Source organism: Prosthecobacter sp. SYSU 5D2, assembly GCF_039655865.1.
Classification (GTDB): domain Bacteria; phylum Verrucomicrobiota; class Verrucomicrobiia; order Verrucomicrobiales; family Verrucomicrobiaceae; genus Prosthecobacter.
Genome location: NZ_JBBYXL010000006.1, coordinates 344477 through 365377, shown reverse-complemented (window position 1 = coordinate 365377; position 20901 = coordinate 344477). Strand labels below are relative to the sequence as shown.

Genomic DNA, 20901 nt, shown 5'->3' with positions numbered 1-20901 from the left:
AGAGATGCGCTGCTCTGGTGATGTATTATACCGCCATGATTCCACTGCCCACGGAAACCCTGTTTCTCAAGAACCTGTACGCCACCCCGGCGGACTGGCAGAGGGACTTGTTTTATTCCGTGGTCCGCGCCGGTCATCTCAAGGCCGGCACGGAACACCGTATTCAGCGGGAAACTTATCCCGGGCATGAACTGATTCTTTGTCTCCGAGGCAAGGGGTGGGTGCAAATCGCCGGCAAGCGCCATGATGTCGCCCCGCAAGAGCTCGTATGGGTGAACTGCCACCACCCGCACGCTTACGGAGCGGTCTCCAAAGACCCATGGGAGGTCTATTGGGTGCGTGTAGAAGGCCGCGCGCTCGACCGCCTGGCCCAGCTGTTGGAGGTTCGCTCCATGCCTGTCCTGGGAGGCTTTGATGCCGTCGGGGCCGCCGTTGAATTTGAGCGCAGTTTCCAGTTTCTGGATGGCAACCGCCCCTGCGATGCCGCCAATGTGAATGCCGCCATCGCCGCCATCATCGCCAAAGCCTTCGATGCCCGTCTGTCGGACCCCGACCTCATCCGTCCGGACTTACCGATGCCGGTGCAGAAGGCCCTGGAAAAAATGCGGCTGTATTTCCACCAGCCCATCCGCGTGGTGGAGCTGGCCCAGATCGCCGGCATGAGCGAAAGCCACTTCAGCCGCCAGTTCAAAGCTGCCATCGGCACCAGCCCCATTGACTGGCTGCGCCGTGAGCGCATCAACCAGGCCAAGCGTCGCCTCATCGAATCGGATGATCCCGTCAAAGAAATCGCCCGCCAGGTAGGCTACGCCGACCAGTTCTTTTTCAGCAAGGACTTCAAACGGATGACCAAGCTCACGCCTACGCAGTTTCGGGATGAGGAGAAGCAGAACTGAGGGTGGGAAGCGTTCGGAGTACCGCATTTATGCCCCGCAGCACTTAAACCTGTGCCGGTCTAACAACTGTATAAAATCGCTGAATTCGCGCGGTAGCGGGGTCATAGCCTGGGTGGTTGAGCTGACGCATGGTTTCAACGGCCCGCAGGCGCGCTACCGGACTCATTGCCCTCCATTCAGACTGCTCGTGCTTTCTGATAGCCTCAAAGGAATCGAAAATGCAGAGAGTCCGCTTCACCTGGGGTGGGGATAATGACTTCATGAGAAACACTTCAGGAGGCGTCTGGTACGGTCTCGATGCGGGGTGGATAGACTTCGCAGATGAAGCCCATTTTGAGCTGGGCGAGAGTGGCGATGTCGGACGGCTCAAACTGGAAATCGAGATTGCCATCAACGAACATGGCCAGGACGAGGGTGGCTTCACCACCGCCATTGACTGCCTGCAGGATGACCTCGGAGTGGGTACTGAGATGCTGGACCCAGTAAGTCACAAGGTCACAGAGGTAAGAAGAATGAGCTTCTGTTTCGTCTTCCATTTCCCCGCACCAGTAGTTCAATCCTTTCACTATGGGACGAACGCGTTTGGCGGGCAGACCAAGCTGCTGGCTGAGACCGGAGGTATCAAATGGGGTTCTAATGCGCAGGGACATGGACACGCGGCCCGTGATGATGATTTCATCGTCTTCAACGGCTTCATTCTTGGCGGCACTCATAAGCCTACGGCTTTCAGCACCTCCCCCAGCCTCTCCATCGGCAGCCCCATCACATTGGTCCAAGATCCCTCATAGCTTTCCAAAATCATCTCACTGGCTTCCTGGATGCCATATGCCCCGGCCTTGTCCAAGGGATTCACCTTGGCATGGTAAGCCTGGATGATCTCATCAGTCAGCGGTTTAAAAGCCACCTCGGTAATGACATGAAAGCCCTGGCCCGCTGTGCCACCCTCGCTGGCCAGATAGACACCCGTACACACCTGGTGCCCACGTCCGGAGAGCCGTCGCATCATCTTCAGCGCCTCCTCCATGTCACCTGGTTTGCCCAGCGGCTCGCCATCCACATACACCAGCGTATCCGCGCCGATGACTAGGACGTCCGGCCTTTGCAGGGCACCGGCCACTGCTTTGCGGCGTGCATTCTCCACCGTCAGGGCTTCCGGCGTCAGGCTGGCATCGTGGGCCTCTTCTACATCTGGAACCAGGATGTCAAAAACGTAACCAGCCTCCTGCATCAGCTCGATCCGCCGGGGGGACTGGGAGGCAAGCACCAGCTTGGTGGGATTCATCATGTGCCTTGTTCCTCGATCATGAGCACCTCGTCCGCGCGCAGCATGGAATCCCGGTCTTCAAAGGTGCGGTAACGGTAATAGCCCGTTTTCCCCTGGTATTCAGGCCGGCCTTTGCAGAGATACTGGCGGCCATCTTTCAGAGTGATTCGATAACTGCCGGTGGACTGGCAACCGGTCAGAAGGGTGGCCAGCGCAACGGTACTTATGAGGCGCAATAGCAGGGTCATAAATGAAGAACGTCTGCCAAGGAAAAACATTCGCACCGTTTCGCAAGTACGCTTATATCCGCAGGCCATGTCCGCCCCCACTTTTCTCCACGAATTCGTCCGTAACTGGAAGACCGTGGGCGCTGTGGCTCCGTCCAGCCAGGCTCTTGCTTATCGCATGATGGAATCCGCCGAAGTGGGAAAAGCCAGGCACGTCCTGGAGCTGGGACCCGGCACCGGAGCCTTTACCGAGGCCATTCTGGATGCTATGCCCCATGGCTCCAGCTACCTCGGTATCGAGTTGAACGAGACCTTTGTCACCCAGCTCAAGCCGCGTTTTCCCGGCATGGATTTCCGCATCGCCGGCGCCCAGGAGTTCGACTTTAACAGCTACCTCGCCGACCGCGAACCCTTCGATGTTGTCGTCAGCGGCCTCCCTTGGACCGCCTTCCCGCGCTGCCTGCAGGAAGCCATTTTGAGCAATGTGTTGCCGCATCTTCGAGAGGGCGGCCGCTTTGCCACCTTCGCCTACTACGGCTTCCACCGCCTCCCCAGCGGCCAGCGCTTTCGCGGCCTCCTCCACGACCGCCTCCCCGGTGTCGAAACCAGCCGCGTCGTCTGGGGCAACGTGCCGCCCGCGTTTGTGTACGTCGCCCGGAAGTAATTATGGAGCGCCGACGATCCGTCGGCATTCGAAGCCAGTGTTCAGTATGCAGTTTTCAGTGCGCTTGTACTCTGAAGAGAATACTGAAAACCGAACACTATATATCGTAAACTGCCTCCCGCTTGCTCACTGCCTCATCGCCCCCGGCTCATCCTCCTGGAAAACAAAACCCCGCACCTCCGCCAGCCTCGGGGCCATCAGGAGCGGGTCTTCATCCAGCGTCTTTTCCGCCAGTTGCCGCGCCAGCCTGACTAGCCGCGTATCGGCCAAAAGTTCCGCAAACTTTAATGGAGCCTGTCCGCTCTGGGCCTTGCCCATTACATCGCCCGGTCCGCGCCGTTTCAGATCCTCTTCGGAGATCCGAAATCCGTCGGTCGTCTCCTCCATAATGGCCAGCCGCGACTTTGCCTCCTCGTCCTTGTCCTTCACAAAGAGCACGCAATAGGAAGTGTGCGTACCGCGCCCGATCCGCCCCCGGAGCTGATGCAACTGCGCCAGCCCATAGCGCTCCGCATGGTGGATGTACATCACTGTCGCATTCGGCACATCCACCCCCACTTCGATCACCGTCGTGGAGACCAGGGCATCCAGCTTGCCCGCACGGAATTCCCGCATCACCGCGTCCTTCTCCTCCGCGCTGAGTTTGCCATGCAGCAGGCCTACCTGGAAGTGTGGTAAAAGTTTGGCCCACACCTCATGCCCCTTCTTCGCCGCCGTTGCATCCAGCTTCTCGGATTCCTCAATCAGCGGATACACCAGGTATCCCTGCCGCCCGGCCTCCAGTTGCTCCAGGAGAAACTTGGCCGCCTCCGCCTGCTTTGTGGCCGGCCTCACCTTGGTGATGATTTTGCCCCGTTCCTTCGGCCGTTCATCCAGCGTGGAGACATCCAGGTCCCCATAGACCGTCAGCGTCAGCGTCCTCGGGATCGGCGTCGCCGTCATCACCAGCACATCCGGCGTGTTGCCTTTCTGAATCAGCCGCGCCCGCTGCGCCACGCCAAACTTGTGCTGCTCATCAATCACCACCAGCCCCAGGTTCCGCACCAGGTTTTCATCATGCAAAAGTGCGTGGGTCCCTATTAAAATATCGTTTTTGGATGACGTTTTTTTATTGAAAAGTTCCACGCCCCCCTCCTCCGCCCGCGTCCCCGTCCGCAGGGCCACGTTCAGGCCCAGCGGCTCCAGCCACTTGCGTGCCGTCTGGAAATGCTGCTCCGCCAGGATCTGCGTTGGGGCCATCAGCGCCGCCTGCTTGCCCGACTCCACCGCGCCCAGCATCGCTGCAAAAGCTACCACCGTCTTGCCGCTGCCCACATCGCCGTGCAGTAGCCGGTTCATCGGCGCGTTGCTCGCCATGTCGCGCTGGATTTCCTCCAGCGACCGCTTTTGCGCGCCCGTCATTTCAAAGGGCAGAGACTCCGCAAACTCCCGCGCCAGCGGCCCCGCCACATGCGCATGACCGCCCGCCTCCAGCACCGCCCGCCGCCGCCGCACCACGCGGAGCTGATAGCCATAAAACTCCTCCAGCGCCAAATACCGCCGCGCCTTCTCCAGATCCTCCATCGTCTCCGCAAAATGCACCGCTTTCACTGCCCGCGCCCGTGTCCATCCCGCAAACTCCCCCTTCGGGCTCGGCACTGGCAAGAGATCCTGGGTAAAAGCATTCCCCAGCGACTGCAGCACATGCCAGGCCGCCGTGCGCAGCGTCTTCTGAGTCACCCCCGCCTTCAGCCGATAAACCGGCGTGATACGCCCGCTATGGATTTTGACCGTTTCCTCCTCATCTCCCAGCACCTCATACTCCGGGTGATCCATCAGCAGCCGCCCTTTGAATTCCTTCACCTTGCCATAAATGATCAGCTCCTGCCCCTCCGCGATGGCCCGGCTCATGAACGGCATGTTCCACCAGCGCAGCGTCAGCAGCCCGCCCATCGCCGCCCCGCCCATCGGCTCTACCTGCGCTTCAAACAGTCCCGCCCCACGCCGAGCCCCAAAGTATTTGTTCCCCGTCTTCGTCACCTGGACCCTGTAGCAGGCCGGAATCTCGCTCACCTGAAAACTGGCCCCCTCCATGTGCCGCCGGTCCTCATGGCGAAACGGCAGCCACGCCACGATCTCCCCCACCGTCATCACCTGCTCCTTCGCCAGCGCCTTCACGATCTTCGCAGGCATTCCAGGGACATCAGAAAGAAGAGCGTCTAAAGCGGTCGGCATGAACGATGTTTAAAAGAATAAGAGTAAAAGCGGGGCAGATCGAAAAGATGGCCCTTCTTTCCGCTATCTGCTTTAAAATCTTCCGCCAACCTGCCAAAATCATCCCGTCATGACCACAGGCCTCCACCTCGACCCGCTGTACAAGGATCACGACCCCGGTCCCGGCCACCCCGAAAGCCCCGCCCGCTACACCGCCATCATTCAGGCCCTCACCACCAGCGGCCTCATTTCCAAAATGGCCTCCATCCCCGGCCGCCACGCCGAGATGCCCGAGCTGGAGCGCTGCCACCCCCGCCATTATGTCGAGCTCGCCCGCGATGAAGTCGCCGCCGGACTCGATACCCTCAGCACCGGCGACACCCAGATCGGCGAAAAAAGCTACACCGTCGCCACCCACGCCGTCGGCTCTGTCCTCAACGCCGTGGATGCCGTCATGACCGGAAAACTGACCCGCGCCTTCTGCGCCATCCGTCCCCCCGGCCATCACGCCTGTCCCGCCCAGGGCATGGGCTTCTGTCTCTTTAACAATATCGCCCTCGGCGCCCGCCATGCGCAAAAAATCCACGGCGCCGAAAAGGTCCTCATCGTGGACTGGGACGTCCATCATGGTAATGGCACCCAGGACATCTTTTATGATGACGGCAGCGTCTTCTTCGCCAGCACCCACCAGTCCCCCTGGTACCCCGGCACCGGCGCCAAAGAGGAAACCGGCTCCGGCAAGGGCAGGGGAACCACCCTAAACTTCCCCCTCCCCGCAGGCACCGGTATGAAGCAAATCGGCGCCGCCTTCCAAGATCACCTCCTCCCCGCCATCGAACGCTTTAAGCCCGACCTCATCATGATCTCCGCCGGATTCGATTCCCGGATTGATGATCCCCTCGGCCACTTCAAGCTCACCGATGAAGACTTTGCCACCCTCACCCGCCTCCTGATGAGTGCCGCCGAAACGCACTGCCAGGGCCGCCTCATCTCCGTCCTCGAAGGCGGCTACAACCTCAGTGGGCTGGCCAGTGCAGTGACGGCGCATGTGGAGGAATTAGTCAAGTAAGACTGGAGATGGGGCGAGTCAGTCGAAAAAAAGTCAGGGACTGACTAACTCTTGTTCTAAGCAAGCAAGTCAATCTTTGCTTGCGCTAACCCAGGCGATATCTGGTGATTTTGGACCTCCAAGGAGCGCAGTTTTTCCCGCGTTTTTTGAGATGCACTAATGCGCACGGTTTTGGCAGGCGGGTGCAGCAGGTATCCAGGCGCGTCCAGAGGTTGAAGCGCTGAAGTTGGGGGTTTTGCGGAGTGTGGTAACAACGCTCTATCCCTTGCAGAAGGCCATCGCCAGCCTCATTGACGGCTTTTTTTGACCAGGTTTTAATGAAACTGGACGTTACTTCGTCTCGGCTTTGGCGGGCTTTGCTTTGACCTTCTTCGGGGCAGGCGGCTTGGGCTCTACGTAGGGTGGATTGGTGTAGGCACCGGGGGCGACGTCTTTGAGGTTAGGCGGCACGTCGGCCTGGACTTCGCCGATGGCCCAGCGGATGCCGCCGATGAGGATGTCCTGGAACACGGGGTTGGTCCAGATGTCCTCGCGGTGGCCCATGGCGGTGTACCACACGCGGCCGTCGCCTTCTTTGCGTGCCCAGGTGCTGGGGAAGGGCGGGCGCTGGTATTCAACGCCAGTCATGGCCGGGGCATCCATGACGCTGAGCACATGGATGTCCGGGGTGAAGTCCTTCAGCGAATACCATTCTTCATGGAAGGAATACTCGGTGCCCACTTTTTCAAAGCCGGGGAACTTCGGGTTTTCCACCGTATTTTTGGCCACCTGCTGGGCACCGTGCTTGATGAACTCCGCACCCAGGAACCGGACGTAGGAATCGGCTTTCTCGCCGTGGTTGAGGTAACGCTCAGGGCCTTTGAGTGATTCGTTATCGGTGTGGAAGGTGTCGCTGGCAGAGTGGGTGCCGATGAATCCTTTGCCGGATTTGACATAGTCAAACAGCGCCTGCTTGCCCTCGGCGCTCATGGGCGGCTGTTTGTCGGTACCTTCTTCCAGGAGGTTGCCGGTGGTGTAGAAGAACACGGCATCGAACTGGTCCAGGTAGTCCTTGCCAAATTTGGAGCCGTCTTTGGAAAACTCAAAGTCCCAGCCGTGTTTGGCACCCAGTTCCTGCAGCACTTTTTCGGCATGGCTCGGCTGGCCGTTTTTCCAGGAGATGACGCTGTGCTCAAAGCCGCTGGACTTGGAGAAGAACAGGATGCGCGGTTTTTTCTGCGCTTCAGGGGCTGCGAAGACGAGGCTGAGCGCAAGGCCCAGGCAGGCGAGGGGAGCGAGGATTTTCGGGAACATGGTGGGTGGGTTGGGTCAAGGAGGAGTCAAGATGAGTCAAGGGCCGTCAAGAGGGAAATTCAAACATTGCAGGCAGGAGTGTCCGCATCACTTCCGCTTCTTTTCTTTTGGCTGCTTGCCGCGGACGCTCATGCGGAAGGGGACGCCGGGAGCCGGCCATTCTTTGCGGATCACACTTTCCAGGAATCGCAGGTAGCCGTCGGTCATCTTTGCCGCACGGTTGGCGAACATGACGAAGTGTGGCACGGGGATGGAGACGTCTTCGGTTTCGTTCACCTGCGTGACGTAAAGCAGCTTGAAGGTCTGCGGGCTGCGGCCCAGCGGGCCGGGGGTGTTCTCGATGGTCTCGTGCATCAGACGGTTCAGCACACCGGTGCCGATGCGGCCCTGGGCGCCTTTGCGCACTTTTTCGATCTGCACAAAAAGCTTGCCAACATTTTCGTTGTTCTTGGCGGAAGTGGCTACCAGGGGGGCATAGCTGAGGAAGAAAAACTCCCGGCGCATGGTTTCTGCCAGCTCTTCCAGCCGGTCCTTCTGCTGGGCGTGAGGATGGAACAGGTCAAATTTGTTCATCACCAGGATGCAGGGCTTGCGCTCCTCAACAATCATCTGGGCGATCTTGCGGTCCTGCATCTTGGCACCGTCGGCGCAGTCAATGACCAGCAGGCAGAGGTCGGCGCGTTTGATGGCGGCGTAGCTGCGCTGGATGCTGAAGATCTCCACGGCATCCTCCACCTTGGCCTGCTTGCGGATGCCAGCGGTGTCAATGAGCTGGTAATGCTTGCCGTTATACGTGCAGTGCACGTCCAGGCTGTCGCGGGTGGTGCCGGGGATGTCGCTGACGATGGCGCGCTCCTGACCCATGATGGCATTGACCAGGGAGGACTTGCCCGCATTGGGGCGGCCGACGATGGCCAGCTTCAGAGGCCGGGCGGAAAGCCGCAGGTCGCGGGCTTCTTCGGTTTCTTCATCGGTGATCTCCAGCTTTTCCACGATGGAATCCACCAGGTCATCAATGCCGTAACCGTGCACCGCGCTCACTTCCGCCGCATCGCCAAAGCCGATTTTGGAGAACTCCCCGGAGCCGAGCCGGCGCTTTTCGGAATCGGACTTGTTGGCCACCAGGATCACCGGCTTGTTCGTCCGCCGCAGCATCTGCGCCAGAGACTGGTCAATGGTGGTGATGCCTGCGGTGACATCCACGACAAAAAGCAGCAGATCCGCTACATCCAAGGCGATGGCAGCTTCCACCTGCACCTGCTCGGTGAGGATGTCCTCGGTGTTGGCACCGATGCCTCCGGTGTCCATGATGTTAAAGACCTGCGGGCCGCGACGGCACTCCGCCGTGATGCGGTCGCGTGTCACGCCGGCCAGGTCATGGACGATGGAGATGTTCATGCCCGCGAGGCGGTTAAAAAGGGCGGACTTGCCCACATTCGGGCGGCCTACGATGGCGACTGTTTTACGCATGGATGGTGGTTTCTAAAGGGGAGGGGAAGTGTCAAGACGTGTCAAGGGTGACGGGTCTAGGAAGTCAAAGGTCAAAGGGGTCAAGAAGGGGACAGGCTTAAACGCGGTCGCCGGAGTGATGCTGCACCTGGCGGACGCCGGCGGCGAGGTTCAAAAAGCCGGACACGGCGGTGAAGGCACCCGCTACGGCAGTGGGCCAGATGAGGTAAGGGATGTCCAGCATCAGCCAGAGCACGGCGGAGAACTGCGCAAAGGTGGCCACCTTGCCCGTCCAGTGCGGTTTGATAACGCACTTGCCCGTCAGGTAATCAATCAAAAAAGCCCCGCCGATGCTGGCCAGGTCGCGGAAGATGACCAGGATGGGAAACCACAGCGGAAAGGACGGATCCCAATTGGCCAGCGCCAGCGTGATGATGGCGGAAAGCAGCAGCAGCTTGTCCGCGAGCGGATCCAGGATGCCGCCCAGCCGGCTTTTCTGGTTGAAATTTCGCGCAACATAGCCGTCAAGCGCATCGCTTAGCGCCGCCACAGCAAAGGTGGCGATGGCCCACCAGCGCAGGGATTCATTCGCAGCCCCAAGGTCCACGCTCTGCCCATAATACACCGCCAGCCCGATGAAAACCGGGATGAGCAGGATGCGAAACAGGGTGATCTGAGTGGCGAAGGTCAAAGCGAACCTTTCCTTTAAGCCCGGACGGGAGGGATTGCAATGATGCGTTCAGCAGGGGCTTGGCAGGTCACGCTGACCGTACGGTGAATACGCACTTGAAGACGTCTGGCTTAAAATCACCCATTCACCATTTTTCAGACAGCCACGAAGCCGCGTGTTTGCGGGGAAGAGCGGGGCTAAAAGTGTACTTTCTGGTTTGTCTCTCAGAAAGTGGCGGTGAGAGAGGGATTCGAACCCTCGGTAGCGGTAAGGCTACGCATCTTTAGCAAAGATGTGCTTTCGACCACTCAGCCATCTCACCCAAATTTTCTGCCGCAGTGCGGGCAGGGGTGACTATTAGCGCGACACTGGCATGGACGTCAACGCAAAAGATGCACCGATGAAACAGAATCTCCACTTCCCCCGGGACATCTCCCGCGTAAGGGTTATCCGAGTATGACCGGGAATCCAACTGACCGCCCTGGAACGCTTGAAAAAGCGTTGAAACTGAACCTGGCCCATCGGGTGTATGGCACCTTTGCCGAGATCGGTGCAGGCCAGGAGATCGCCAACTGGTTCTTCCGCGCCGGCGGGGCTTCCGGCACGGTGGCCAAAACCATGTCCGCCTATGACATGACCTTTAGCGATGAGATTTATGGCAAAAGCGCCCGCTACGTCTCCCGCCAGCGCATGCAGGCCATGTTGGGGCATGAATTCCAGATTGTGCAGGAGCGTTTAGGCAGCAGCCGGGGAGAGGCGACCACCTTTTTTGCGCTCGCCAATACCGTCCGGGCGCGCGGTTTTCGCGATACCAAAGAGGAGTGTCATGGCTGGATGGGGCTGCGCTTTCAGACCGATCCCTTGGGTCCATGCAGTGACATCCAGCTCCATGTGCGCCTGCTGGATGCCACCAATGCGCGTCAGTCCAAGGCTTTAGGCATCCTGGGGGTAAATCTTCTGTATGCGGCCTATCATCTTCGGGACCATCTGCCCACTTTTCTGCACAGTCTCATGGATGAGCTGTCACGGTGGCGGGTGGAAATTGACATGGTGGACTTCAGCGGTCCGGCCTTTGACGCCCCCATGTATCAGGACCGGCTGGTGGCGTTGGAACTGGTCCGCAGCGACCTCGCAGATGCGGCGCTGTTTGGGACGGACGGGCAGATTCTCCAAGCCTCAGACGTGCTTTATAAACGTCCCGTACTGCTGAACCGCGGCAGTTTTGATCCCATCACCCGGGTGAATCTGGACATGCTGGAGCAGGGCGGCAAAGCCTTCCTGGAAAACTTTGGCAGCGCTGCGGAAAACCATATCGAAATCCTGGAAATTACCATGCACAATCTGCTGTGCATGGATGACTGCACGGTGGAGTACGATAACTTTCTGGCCCGCGCGGATGTCCTTCAGTCGCTGGGGAAAAATGTCCTCATTTCCAAGTATGCGGAGTTTCACCGGCTCAGCGGTTATCTGGCCCGGCATACCCATGAGCCTGTCGGCATCATTCTGGGACTGCCGCTGTTTGAAGAGCTGTTTAATGAACGCTGGTACACCGACCTGGAGGGCGGGCTGATGGAGGCCTTTGGACGGCTTTTCCGCAACCAGGTGCGGCTCTATGTTTATCCCGCCGGGGATCCCATGACGGGGAAAATTCGCGATGTACGCCATGCCCGTGTCACCAAGGAGCAGCAGCATCTGCTCAGCTATCTGCTCGAGACCGGCTCCGTGCATCCCATAGAAAATGGCCTGGAGGACCACATTTTCCAAACCAGCGCCGACGTCCGCCAGATGATCAATCAAGGGGATGAACGCTGGCGCACCCTGGTGCCGCAAATCGTGCTAGAGACCGGACCTTGGATGGGTTTGTAGAAACCGGCGGGGGAGGTCCTCCAATGCAGCCGTTCTTTTCCGCCAGGACAGCAGGGACTCCAGTTCGGACCGCCCCTCTTCCAGGATCGCCTTGCGGGCGGGTTTCCTTTCCAGCACACGGATGAGATGCCAGCCCAAAGGCGAGCTGACAGGGCCGCTGGTCTGTCCTGGCTTCAGGCCTTTCACAGCCGCCATGAATTCGGCCGGCATTCTTTCCATGCTCATCCATCCCAGGTCTCCCGCACGGAGCTTGCTGCGGGCATCCTCCGAATGTCTTTGCGCCAGTGCGGCCCAGTCCTCCCCCTCCGCCAGCTTTTGCCGGATGAGCGCGAGTTCCGGGGTCCGGTCCTTTTTGACTGATCCATGACGTGATAAAAACAAATGGGCCACGCGATGGACCTGGGGCAGCAGCATCTGGCTTTCGTACTGCTTCAAGGCGGTCTCCAGCTCCTCATCCGAGACCTGGCTTGCCTCGCTCACCTGTTCTTCAATCCATGCCTGGTCCAGCAGGGCATCTTGAATGGACTGCTGCATTTGCGTTTCGGTCAGCCCTTGTCCGGCAAGGCGTTGGAGCCGTTCTCCGTCAATCTCCCACTGGCGTGCCCAGGCCTGCCATTCTGCCGCGTAGGCCAGCCTGATATCCGGATGGAAGTCCGTATCCATCAGCCGTTGCTGGCGGACGAGTGCTTCCAGCATCACGCTTTGCCGGGCCGCCTCTGGTGTGGCTGACGAATGGCCTTGGCGGAAAACCAGCGCCGCTTCTTCTTGCCGGACTGCCAAGTCATGGATGAGGGCTTTGCGGCCTAACAAGTGATCTCGCAAAGAGTCCCTCCAGAAGTGGCCTGCTGCCACCAGGAAGGCCAGCAAAAACGGCAGGATCCACGGTTTCATGAGGCGGGCGTGGCTTCTCTGAGCAGGGCGCGCCTCTCCTTGGGGGAAAGGTCTTTCATGTCTTCCATGCGTTTCAAAAAGACATCTATATCCCCTGCACAATCTCGCAGCATCGCCTCAAAGCCAGGCACCAGATCGTGATAGGTGGCCAGGGTGTTGAGCCGGGCGTTGTTGACCGGTTTTTCAAACCACCGGTCCAGCTTCAATGAGCCACCATGGCGTTTGTTCATCGCATTCAGGCGGATTTTCAGCTCACCGAGGGCCGCCTGCTTGGCCTCGCGCATGGCGGCTTCATCCAGGTCAGACCGGGCATAGAGGGCTTTCAGTTCATTGCGGGTTTGCAGAGCCTCTGCCACGAATTCGGTCTCCAGGACCATCTCCCTTTGATACTGTTTCAGTTCCTTCTGCATCCCGCGCGCCTTCATCCAGCGCAGCGCTCCCTCACGCCCCACCACCGTCGCCAGGGCTTCGTTAAAATCGGTATCCCCTGACAGGTAGATGCGTTGATGGGTCAGCTCATGGAAGACCAGCTCCGCAAGATCCGCATCCGGCCTTCCCATGAAGGTGTTCAGCAGGGGATCTTTCAGGTAGCCCAATGTGGAATACGCCGCCACCCCGCCCATGTACACATCCAGGCCTTCGGCACGCAGCTTGGCAGCTTCTTTCTCCGCCCTGGCCTCGGTGAAAAACCCCCGGTATTTCAGAGATCCCACCAGGGGATACCACCAGCTTTTGGCCTCCGTGCTGAATTCGGGCGCCGCGTAGATCACCCAGACGACATACTTCCGCCCCAGATTGGTGTAGCGCTCATATTGCCCGTCCGCCGGCAGGCCCAGGTCGCTGTCAGCAAAGGCCCGGATGTCTTCCACGGTGGTCAGTTTTTCCCTCAGCAGAGGCTTGGTTGAGGGATCTGCAAGCACCTCGGCCACCGGCCGCGCCTGGTTCATGATCTCCCTCTGCCCCCGCAGGGCCTGGGCATAAAAACCAACGGTAGAGCAGCCCGTGAGCATGAGAGCCAGGGCCAGGCTAAAGAACCACCTCCCTGTGTCTATCTTGTTGCCTTTGTGCTTCATCGGTTCACGATGGAGAGGAATTTTCGCTCCACCAAGCTGGAACTTTTTCAAAAAACCTGCATTTTAACGATCCAACCTCATGTCCTTTATCCACGATGACTTTCTGCTGTCCACGAAGACAGCGCGCCGCCTTTATCATTCCTTCGCCAAAGACGAGCCCATCCTGGATTACCACAACCACCTCCCGCCCAAGGACATTGCCGAAGACCGCCAGTTTCGTAACATTCACGAGATCTGGCTGGAGGGCGATCATTACAAATGGCGCGCCATGCGCTGCAATGGCATTGACGAGGAGCTCATCACCGGCAATGCCAGCCCGCGTGACAAGTTTCTGGCCTGGGCCAAAACCGTTCCGCATACTCTGCGCAATCCGCTCTATCACTGGACCCACATCGAGTTGAAACGCTATTTCGGCATTGATGAGCTGCTGAATGAAAAGACCGCACCCGCCATCTGGGAGCAGACAGAGGCCGCCCTGGCCCGCCCGGAAATGAGTGCCCGTGGCATTCTGCGCACCCAAAAAGTCCGCGCCCTCTGCACCACGGATGACCCGACTGATGATCTCTCCTGGCATAAAAAATGTGCAGCCGACGGATTTGAAATCGGTGTTTATCCCACTTTCCGTCCGGACAAGGCCCTGGGCCTGCTGCAGCCTGATGCCTGGAATGACTGGTGCGACAAACTTTCCGAAGTCACCAACATTACCATCAACAACTTTAGCGCCCTTCTTCAGGCCCTGGAAAAGCGGCACGACTACTTCCACAGCATAGGCTGCCGCCTGAGCGACCATGGCCTGAGCCGTTGTTACGCCAATTTCTCCACCGATGCTGCTGCCGCACGGGTCTTTGACCGTTACCGCAGCCACCGTACCAAGCGGCTTTATCCGGAGGACCAGGAACTTCTGGCCACTCACATCATGATGCATGTGGGCCGCCTGAATGCGCGGCGCAAATGGACCATGCAGCTTCACCTGGGGCCGGTGCGCAACAACAACACCCGTCTGGCCAAAAAGGTGGGTGCTGATGTCGGTTGCGACAGCATCGGAGACTTTCCGCAGGCCGAAAGCCTGAGCCGTTTCCTGGATGCGCTGGACACGGAAAACGCCCTGCCCAAGACCGTGCTCTACAACGTCAATCCGGCAGACAACTACGTCTTCGGCACCATGGCCGGCAACTTTGCCGACGGCACCACACCGGGCAAAGTCCAGTTCGGCTCCGGCTGGTGGTTTGTGGACCAGAAGGAAGGCATGGAATGGCAGATCAATGCCCTCAGCAACCTGGGCCTGCTCAGCCGTTTCATCGGCATGCTCACAGACAGCCGCAGCTTCATGTCCTTCCCCCGGCATGAATACTTCCGCCGCACCCTTTGCAATCTTCTTGGCAATGACATCGAAGGCGGTCTCATCCCTGACGATGATGAACTGACTGGCAGCATGGTCAAAAACATCTGCTACGCCAATGCCAAAGCCTACCTGGGGCTGGAGGTGAGCTGATCCGTCTTCGGGATTTGTGCAGGATCAATGCCCTGGCTTCGGTGCTCAGCACCGGGGCCCATGTACGCGTCATTTTTTTGCGGCCCCGGCAGTCTCTTTCACAGGCGCGGGCTTGCTTTTGAAGAGCTCCTTCATCATGCCGATGCCCAGCAGATTCATCGTGGCGAAGTAGCTCTTGGCAATGTCCGCCGTCAGGAAGGCCAGGTAAACGTCATTGGACGGCAGGAGGCTGTTGGAGGCGTAATAAACCGGCTTTTCTTGGCCGCGATATTTGGATTTGTGAAAGGCCAGCCCTTTGAAATTGTAAATCTCACCGCCGAATCGCTGGCTGATCTGGAAGAACCATTTGGTCATCAAATCATCCGCATAGAGGCCATTCTCCAGATGGGTGAAGGGGCATAGCATGAGGTTTAAAATTTCCGCGCCTTCTGGCTTGAAGACCTCCATGGCCACCATGTGGATGGATGTGGCCAGACGGCCATAGAGTGCCTCATCACAACGCACGATGTTGGCGGAGTAACCATAGATTTTCCCGTCCCGATACATGGGATCATAGAAGACGTAACCGACGGCCGTGCCTTCTTTGTCAAAGGCCACAAATTTGCGCACATCCTGCTCGTGCTGGTAAACGGGCCGCCTGGCGTAGATCCAGATTTCACGGTCATTCACCTTTTTGCCCTGGAGCCATTTGGCCGAAAGCGCGTTCAACTGCTCAAGGGGTACTTGGGTGATGTCCACTTCACGGATGCTGATTCCCTCACGCCGGGCTTCATTCCGGGCCCGCTTGATCATATCCAGCTCCTTCCAGTTGCCTGACGTATTGTATGTTTGGATGGGCAGTTCCGGTTCATAACCCACGCAGTTCACCTTGAAACCCATCTGACGCAGCAGCGTCGCGCACTCCTCCGAGACGACCCCAAAGACTGCGGATGGAAACTCCTGGAGAAAGGCCGAGATCAAAGCCTGCCGGTTGTTGGGATCGCAGATAGGATCCGTCAGTACAATGCGCTTGGGCTTGCGGGCAAAGACCGGATGGGTGGTCGTGATGAAGGCGATGTAGCCCAGCTCATGCACGAAATATTCCATGCCCTGCTGAAGTGTCGCATAGGCCAGGGAACCGCTTCCATAACGTTGAATAAAGGGAGCCAACAAAGACCATTTAGTCTCCCAGTTGATTTCTCTAGCTTCTTTTCCTAAGATTGAAGGCATGATATTGATAGAACAGCATAATAGCCCGGCTTTGGCAACTTGCTAGGGCCGATGTTTCAAAAGCCAGTTGGCTGTTAGATCAAAGACTTGTTTCCGGTTTCTGTCCAGGTGGCCTGCGTGACCATTTCCTGCCACAATTTCAATCGCTTTCTGGCAAGTCAGCTTTTCATGCAGCAGATGCGCCGTGCTTACCGGATCCAGATGGTCGTCCTCCCCCCAGATGACCAGAGTCGCTGCCTTGATCTTTGATACACGCTTGATGGTGCTGACAAAAAAAGCCTGGGCTGCCCCTGGAAGCGGAAAGTTTTTAAAGGCCATCACTTTTCCAGGATCGACTCTCAAACGGGCGTTGATCTCCGGGTCCGATGCCAGTTCCACTTCATCCAGCAATTTGACGATGGAGATCCGCAGATCCTCACCCGTGAGCAGACGCTTGATGTACCCCAGGCCGGACATGGCGCTCATGGACAGTGTGATGGACAACGGCAGGGTGTTCATCACCGTGGCATCCAGAGCCACCAGCGCATGCAGACGCGGCTCCACCACCGCGGCCTCCAGGATGGTCGTCCCGCCCGATGACAGGCCGAATCCGCTAATTTGCTGCGGATCCACATCATCGCGTGTCTCCAGATAATCAATGGCCGCCCTCAGATCTGCCACCCATTCCTTGATGCATACGTGGTATCGCCTGCCGCCGCTGGCACCATGACCGTGCATGTCCAGCAGCAGGCTTGATATTCCGCGTCTGGAGAGGTGGTCGGCCATTTCCAGATAGTTCTCTTTAAATTCTCCAGCCCCATGGGACACGATTAACACGGGTCCTGGCAGCTCTGCGGCAGCAGGCACAAAAAAGGCATGAATCTCAACCCCGAGGGAGCAAAACTTCACCAGCTCGCGCCCCTCAGACGTTGTGGCGTGAGAGGTGGCTAACTTGGTAACAGTGAGTGATTCCATTATCTGCAATACGCACTAATAACACCATAATTAGATTTTTCCAATTTTGATCGCGATGGAAATCGTTGTAATTGATGCTTTTCTGAACCCCTGGGGCTACTTTTCGCTTCTTTCAAAGCGGAATTCTCAGGAGCCAGGTGCTGGCTCGAGGTTGGAGCTGGTTTGCTCAGGTGCGGAATGATTCACTAACTGCCGCAAATCGGCCACCCATTTCGGGGCATCGGCGTGAGCCGGGTTATCTTTGATGACTTTCAGCATGTCCGCGAGTGCATTGACCGGGGAGGGGCCTTTTTCATAAAGATACACAGCCCTCTGCCAGCGCATGGCAGGAAGTTCGTTCTTGGTCCAGAGCTCAAACTCCGGTGCATAGAGATTTTCCTTTTTAAATGTGCCTTCTGCCATGATGCGTGCATCCCAGAGACCGGGCAGACTGTCTTTGTTATCCTGTGCAGCAAGCGGGAACAGTGTTTGCGAGTACATGCTGCCGATGTCCAGGGGGTTTTTGTTCCAGTCTTTCCGGGTCAGGTAGCGGGACAGGCTGAATGCATCCACGATAGGATTGTTGTTGGACAGCGCATTGGCCAGATAACCATTTGCCCGGCCTTTCAATTTCGGGGCGGAAGCGACCAGTGTTTGAATATACTCTTGAAGCTTGGGGGCCATTTTTTCGAAGTCTTCCTCTTTAGCCTCATGCGCTTGCAGGGTCAGGACCAGGTAATGGATCCCCAGCCTTACAGCCACACCAAATTCGCCCTCCTCATTGTTGCCTCCTCCCTTGGCCCGCTGGTCCATCCTTTTTTCCATGTCGTCCTGGCGCTTGCGTGCATCGGTCTTGGCCACCTCTTTCCGGTCGCTGTTGACCAGCCGGTCACAGTCCAGATAGAGTCCCATCGCGGCCTGGTCGCTGGCCATGGCGGCTTGCAGTTTGGACAGGATGGATGACAAATTGCTGCCACGCATCTGAAGGACCTGGGCTTCCAGTTCCTTGAGCTGGTTCAGGACGGTGTTGACCTGCGCCTCAGTCAGGGCGGCGGCCGGATTGGGCGTGGGTGCCACGGCTGTTTCAGCGCCGCCTCCCTGGTTGGGACGGTTCCTTGTCCCCTGAGCCAGCGCGGAGCAGGTCATGGAGGTGAGAAGAATGGCTGAAGGGAGAATCAGGAACTTCATGGTTGTGATGGGAGGATGGTAAAAAAGGGGCTTCCGCTTCAACAACGTAAGACTGGCCGGGTTTCATTGAGTTAAATTACCGGGAAAGAAAATAGAGGATACAAGGGCTTGCATGAGGGACAATGCCTTTGCACTGAAATGAATCATGAACTGGAACCAACCGCTGCGTTTCCGCCCATTGTATCAAACCCGCATCTGGGGAGGGCGAAATTTGGAATCCCTTTACGGCCGGACCTTGCCGGACCCAGCTCTCCCCTATGGTGAATCCTGGGAGGTCAGTGACCGGGAGGAAGCACAGAGTGTCATTCAGGAAGGTTCGGCTGCGGGAATGACTTTGCATGAAGTCTGGCAGCAGCACCGGGTGTCTGTTTTTGGTGCCGCGCTGGAAGGGCACCCGTCCGAACGGTTTCCGCTACTCATCAAAATCCTGGATGCCTGTGAAGACCTTTCCATCCAGGTCCACCCTCCGGCCAGCGTCGCAGCCGGTCTTGGCGGCGAACCCAAAACAGAAATGTGGTTCATCACCCAGGTTCAGCCAGGTGCCCGTCTGTATGCAGGGTTGAAGTCGGGTGTCACACGGGACCAGTTTGAATCCGCTCTCCAGACGGGGGCTGTTGCAGAACTCATGCATTCCATTGAGCCGGAGGCCGGGGACTGTCTCTTTCTGCCCAGCGGCCGTGTTCATGCCATCGGTGCCGGTTTGGTCATCTTTGAGATCCAGCAAAACAGCGATACCACCTACCGCGTGTTTGACTGGAACCGCGTCGGGCTGGATGGCCAGCCGCGGACATTGCATGTAGAGCAGTCCCTGCGCAGCATGGACTTTTCAGATCATGAGCCTGCCTTGCAGCCCCGCCAGGCCAACGGTACGCTGGTAAGTTGTGAAGACTTCCATGTCAGCCAGGCTTATGCTTCCTGTGGGAAGCTGGGCAGGGCAGGGGAGAACTTGACCATCGCCATGGTCGCCGGCAGTCTTTCCATCAGCGGCTGTCCGTTGCAGACCGGAGACTTTGCGGTGATTCCAGCCTTGATGAGCGACCCGGAACGCCGTCTTACAGAGGTTTCCCCCGACGCAAGCTGGCTGGAAATCCGGATTCCGCCGTCACCGACATCCGCAGAATGAGATCAAAAGCTGCCATTCGGTCTGCTTGACGTGTCATTGTCACGCCCTTAGTATGTCCTTCCGATGAGAGAACCTGCCCTTTCCAGACTCAGTTTGTCCACCTGCGCCCTTGCGGCAGTTTCGTTGTGCATGCTGCCAGCCCCAGCCCATGCTTTCCTGGGTCTTTTTGAAAAGAAAAGCAAGCAGGCGCCTGGTGCCAATGAACGCCAGGTACAGGAAGCCCAGGCCACGGCGCTGCTGATGGCCGCGCGTGATTCTCAGAACAATGGGAAAACAGGACGGGCCCAGAGCCAGTACCGGGAAATCGTCAAGCAATACCCGTTCACCACCGCCGCTGCGGAGGCCGCCTACGCCAACGCCACCATCACCCGCAGCAACAGCGACGTTACGACGGCGTTCGACGCCTTTCAGAAGTTCATCAATGACTACCGTTCCAGCCCCCGGTTCAATGATGCGCTCCAGCAGCAGTATGAGCTGGCGGAAGAAGCCCGTGGCGGTCGCAAACAGCGAGCCATGCTCGTCCTGCCGGTGAAGATGGGCGGGGAAGATGTCATCAAGCTTTATCAGCAGATCATTTCCAATGCCCCGTTTGGCAAACTGGCTCCTCTGGCCCAGTTCAGCATCGCCGAGATCTACCAGGACCTGGGGGAAAAAGACAGGTCCGTTCTGGCTTATCAGAACGTGGCTGAAAACTACCCGAATACCAAGCAGGCCAGCGAGGCCCAGTTCCGTATCGGCTCCATCAGCAGTGTGGCCGCCAGCCGCAGTGAAGATAAATCCAATCTCGTGGCCACCCGTGATGCGCTGACCACCTACATGACCACCAATCCGAAGGGTGAGCGTGCGAGCGAGGCCGAGATGATCCTTCAGCAGGTGAATGCCGCCGAAGCCACCCAGTCCCTCTCGGTAGGTAAATTTTACCAGCGGATGGGCAAGACCAAAGCGGCTGCCATTTATTACAACGAAGCCCTGAAATACGGTTCGCCGGAGGCTTCCAATGAAGCCCGTGAGCTGCTCGCCCAGCTTGCCGCCATTGATCCTGAGGCAGTGGCCGATGCAAAAAAAGGCCAGCCTGACCAGGACTACACCATTCCAGGTGCCCGCAATTTGAAAAACCGGGATGATTACATCGGACCGCTTTCGCCAGAACTCACCCGCCTCGGCCAGAAACCCAAGATGCGCGCTGGTGACGACAATTTCCTTCCCATCCCCATCCAGGAGCCTACGCTTCCTCTGACTCCAGGGGAAGCCCCTACCGGAGGCAGCCTGCTTCCGCCCATGACAGAAGAAAAACCGGCGCTTTTGCCCGTCCCTGCTGTTCCCGATGCACCCGGCATCCCGCCTCAGTTGCCCGTGCCGCCCAAGCCGGTCACACCTGCACCTTGATTGCCCAGCACCGAC

The 20901-nt window shown here is 58.1% G+C and carries 19 protein-coding genes and 1 tRNA gene; 7 read left to right on the top strand and 13 right to left on the bottom strand.

Features of this window, described 5'->3' with window-relative positions; all coding sequences use genetic code 11:
* Positions 1–35 precede the first annotated feature (35 nt).
* Positions 36–896 (top strand): AraC family transcriptional regulator, encoded by an 861-nt coding sequence (locus WJU23_RS12550; protein ID WP_346332920.1) that lies wholly within the window; start codon positions 36–38, stop codon positions 894–896.
* A 272-nt stretch (positions 897–1168) separates the two neighbouring features.
* On the opposite strand, the gene WJU23_RS12545 is transcribed toward WJU23_RS12550, so the two are convergent.
* Genes WJU23_RS12545 through WJU23_RS12535 form a run of 3 tightly spaced genes read right to left on the bottom strand, consistent with a single transcriptional unit; the run spans position 1169 to position 2408 of the window.
* Positions 1169–1609: a hypothetical protein gene (locus tag WJU23_RS12545; RefSeq protein WP_346332919.1), complete on the bottom strand. Its 441-nt coding sequence runs from the start codon at positions 1607–1609 to the stop codon at positions 1169–1171.
* The gene (locus tag WJU23_RS12540) at positions 1606–2181 is read right to left on the bottom strand and encodes a Maf family protein (RefSeq protein WP_346332918.1); all 576 of its coding nucleotides are present in this window, start codon (positions 2179–2181) and stop codon (positions 1606–1608) included. The genes WJU23_RS12545 and WJU23_RS12540 overlap by 4 nt, the downstream gene beginning before the upstream one ends.
* On the bottom strand, positions 2178–2408 hold the full coding sequence (locus tag WJU23_RS12535) for a YgdI/YgdR family lipoprotein (RefSeq protein ID WP_346332917.1): 231 nt from the start codon (positions 2406–2408) through the stop codon (positions 2178–2180). The genes WJU23_RS12540 and WJU23_RS12535 overlap by 4 nt, the downstream gene beginning before the upstream one ends.
* A gap of 67 nt (positions 2409–2475) precedes the next feature.
* Here WJU23_RS12535 and WJU23_RS12530 point away from each other — a divergent pair, with 67 nt between their 5' ends.
* Entirely contained in the window at positions 2476–3051 is a 576-nt protein-coding gene (locus WJU23_RS12530; RefSeq protein ID WP_346332916.1) for a methyltransferase domain-containing protein, read from the top strand.
* A 126-nt stretch (positions 3052–3177) separates the two neighbouring features.
* Here WJU23_RS12530 and recG read toward each other — a convergent pair whose 3' ends face one another.
* A complete protein-coding gene (recG, locus tag WJU23_RS12525; protein ID WP_346332915.1) occupies positions 3178–5265 on the bottom strand; it encodes an ATP-dependent DNA helicase RecG in 2088 nt (695 codons plus the stop codon).
* Between the two features lie 109 nt (positions 5266–5374).
* Between recG and WJU23_RS12520 the strand changes: the two genes are divergently transcribed.
* Positions 5375–6313: a histone deacetylase gene (locus tag WJU23_RS12520; protein ID WP_346332914.1), complete on the top strand. Its 939-nt coding sequence runs from the start codon at positions 5375–5377 to the stop codon at positions 6311–6313.
* A 330-nt stretch (positions 6314–6643) separates the two neighbouring features.
* Here WJU23_RS12520 and WJU23_RS12515 read toward each other — a convergent pair whose 3' ends face one another.
* From WJU23_RS12515 to WJU23_RS12500, 4 genes are all read right to left on the bottom strand, one after another.
* Entirely contained in the window at positions 6644–7606 is a 963-nt protein-coding gene (locus tag WJU23_RS12515; RefSeq protein WP_346332913.1) for a ThuA domain-containing protein, read from the bottom strand.
* Between the two features lie 87 nt (positions 7607–7693).
* Complete coding sequence (der, locus tag WJU23_RS12510; protein ID WP_346332912.1) at positions 7694–9076, bottom strand: ribosome biogenesis GTPase Der; 1383 nt, start codon at positions 9074–9076, stop codon at positions 7694–7696.
* A gap of 97 nt (positions 9077–9173) precedes the next feature.
* Complete coding sequence (locus WJU23_RS12505) at positions 9174–9746, bottom strand: CDP-alcohol phosphatidyltransferase family protein (protein ID WP_346332911.1); 573 nt, start codon at positions 9744–9746, stop codon at positions 9174–9176.
* 211 nt (positions 9747–9957) lie between these two features.
* Positions 9958–10047: transfer RNA gene (locus tag WJU23_RS12500), tRNA-Ser, on the bottom strand.
* Positions 10048–10181: 134 nt separating this feature from the next.
* Between WJU23_RS12500 and WJU23_RS12495 the strand changes: the two genes are divergently transcribed.
* A complete protein-coding gene (locus WJU23_RS12495; protein ID WP_346332910.1) occupies positions 10182–11591 on the top strand; it encodes a TonB-dependent receptor in 1410 nt (469 codons plus the stop codon).
* On the opposite strand, the gene WJU23_RS12490 is transcribed toward WJU23_RS12495, so the two are convergent.
* Complete coding sequence (locus tag WJU23_RS12490) at positions 11562–12482, bottom strand: peptidylprolyl isomerase (protein ID WP_346332909.1); 921 nt, start codon at positions 12480–12482, stop codon at positions 11562–11564. The genes WJU23_RS12495 and WJU23_RS12490 overlap by 30 nt on opposite strands.
* Positions 12479–13555: an aminopeptidase gene (locus WJU23_RS12485; protein ID WP_346332908.1), complete on the bottom strand. Its 1077-nt coding sequence runs from the start codon at positions 13553–13555 to the stop codon at positions 12479–12481. The genes WJU23_RS12490 and WJU23_RS12485 overlap by 4 nt, the downstream gene beginning before the upstream one ends.
* Before the next feature lie 79 nt (positions 13556–13634).
* Here WJU23_RS12485 and uxaC point away from each other — a divergent pair, with 79 nt between their 5' ends.
* Positions 13635–15047, top strand: coding sequence for a glucuronate isomerase (gene uxaC / locus WJU23_RS12480; RefSeq protein ID WP_346332907.1), 1413 nt, complete (start codon positions 13635–13637; stop codon positions 15045–15047).
* 69 nt (positions 15048–15116) lie between these two features.
* On the opposite strand, the gene WJU23_RS12475 is transcribed toward uxaC, so the two are convergent.
* The 3 genes from WJU23_RS12475 to WJU23_RS12465 form a co-directional block, all read right to left on the bottom strand.
* Positions 15117–16256 (bottom strand): DUF2156 domain-containing protein, encoded by a 1140-nt coding sequence (locus WJU23_RS12475; protein WP_346332906.1) that lies wholly within the window; start codon positions 16254–16256, stop codon positions 15117–15119.
* Positions 16257–16298: 42 nt separating this feature from the next.
* Positions 16299–17210, bottom strand: coding sequence for an alpha/beta fold hydrolase (locus WJU23_RS12470; protein WP_346332905.1), 912 nt, complete (start codon positions 17208–17210; stop codon positions 16299–16301).
* A 126-nt stretch (positions 17211–17336) separates the two neighbouring features.
* Entirely contained in the window at positions 17337–18377 is a 1041-nt protein-coding gene (locus WJU23_RS12465) for a hypothetical protein (protein ID WP_346332904.1), read from the bottom strand.
* Between the two features lie 145 nt (positions 18378–18522).
* Here WJU23_RS12465 and WJU23_RS12460 point away from each other — a divergent pair, with 145 nt between their 5' ends.
* Entirely contained in the window at positions 18523–19500 is a 978-nt protein-coding gene (locus WJU23_RS12460) for a type I phosphomannose isomerase catalytic subunit (RefSeq protein ID WP_346332903.1), read from the top strand.
* Positions 19501–19629: 129 nt separating this feature from the next.
* Positions 19630–20886 carry a tetratricopeptide repeat protein gene (locus WJU23_RS12455; protein ID WP_346332902.1) on the top strand — a complete coding sequence of 419 codons (1257 nt, stop codon included), beginning with the start codon at positions 19630–19632 and terminating at the stop codon, positions 20884–20886.
* Positions 20887–20901: the final 15 nt, after the last annotated feature.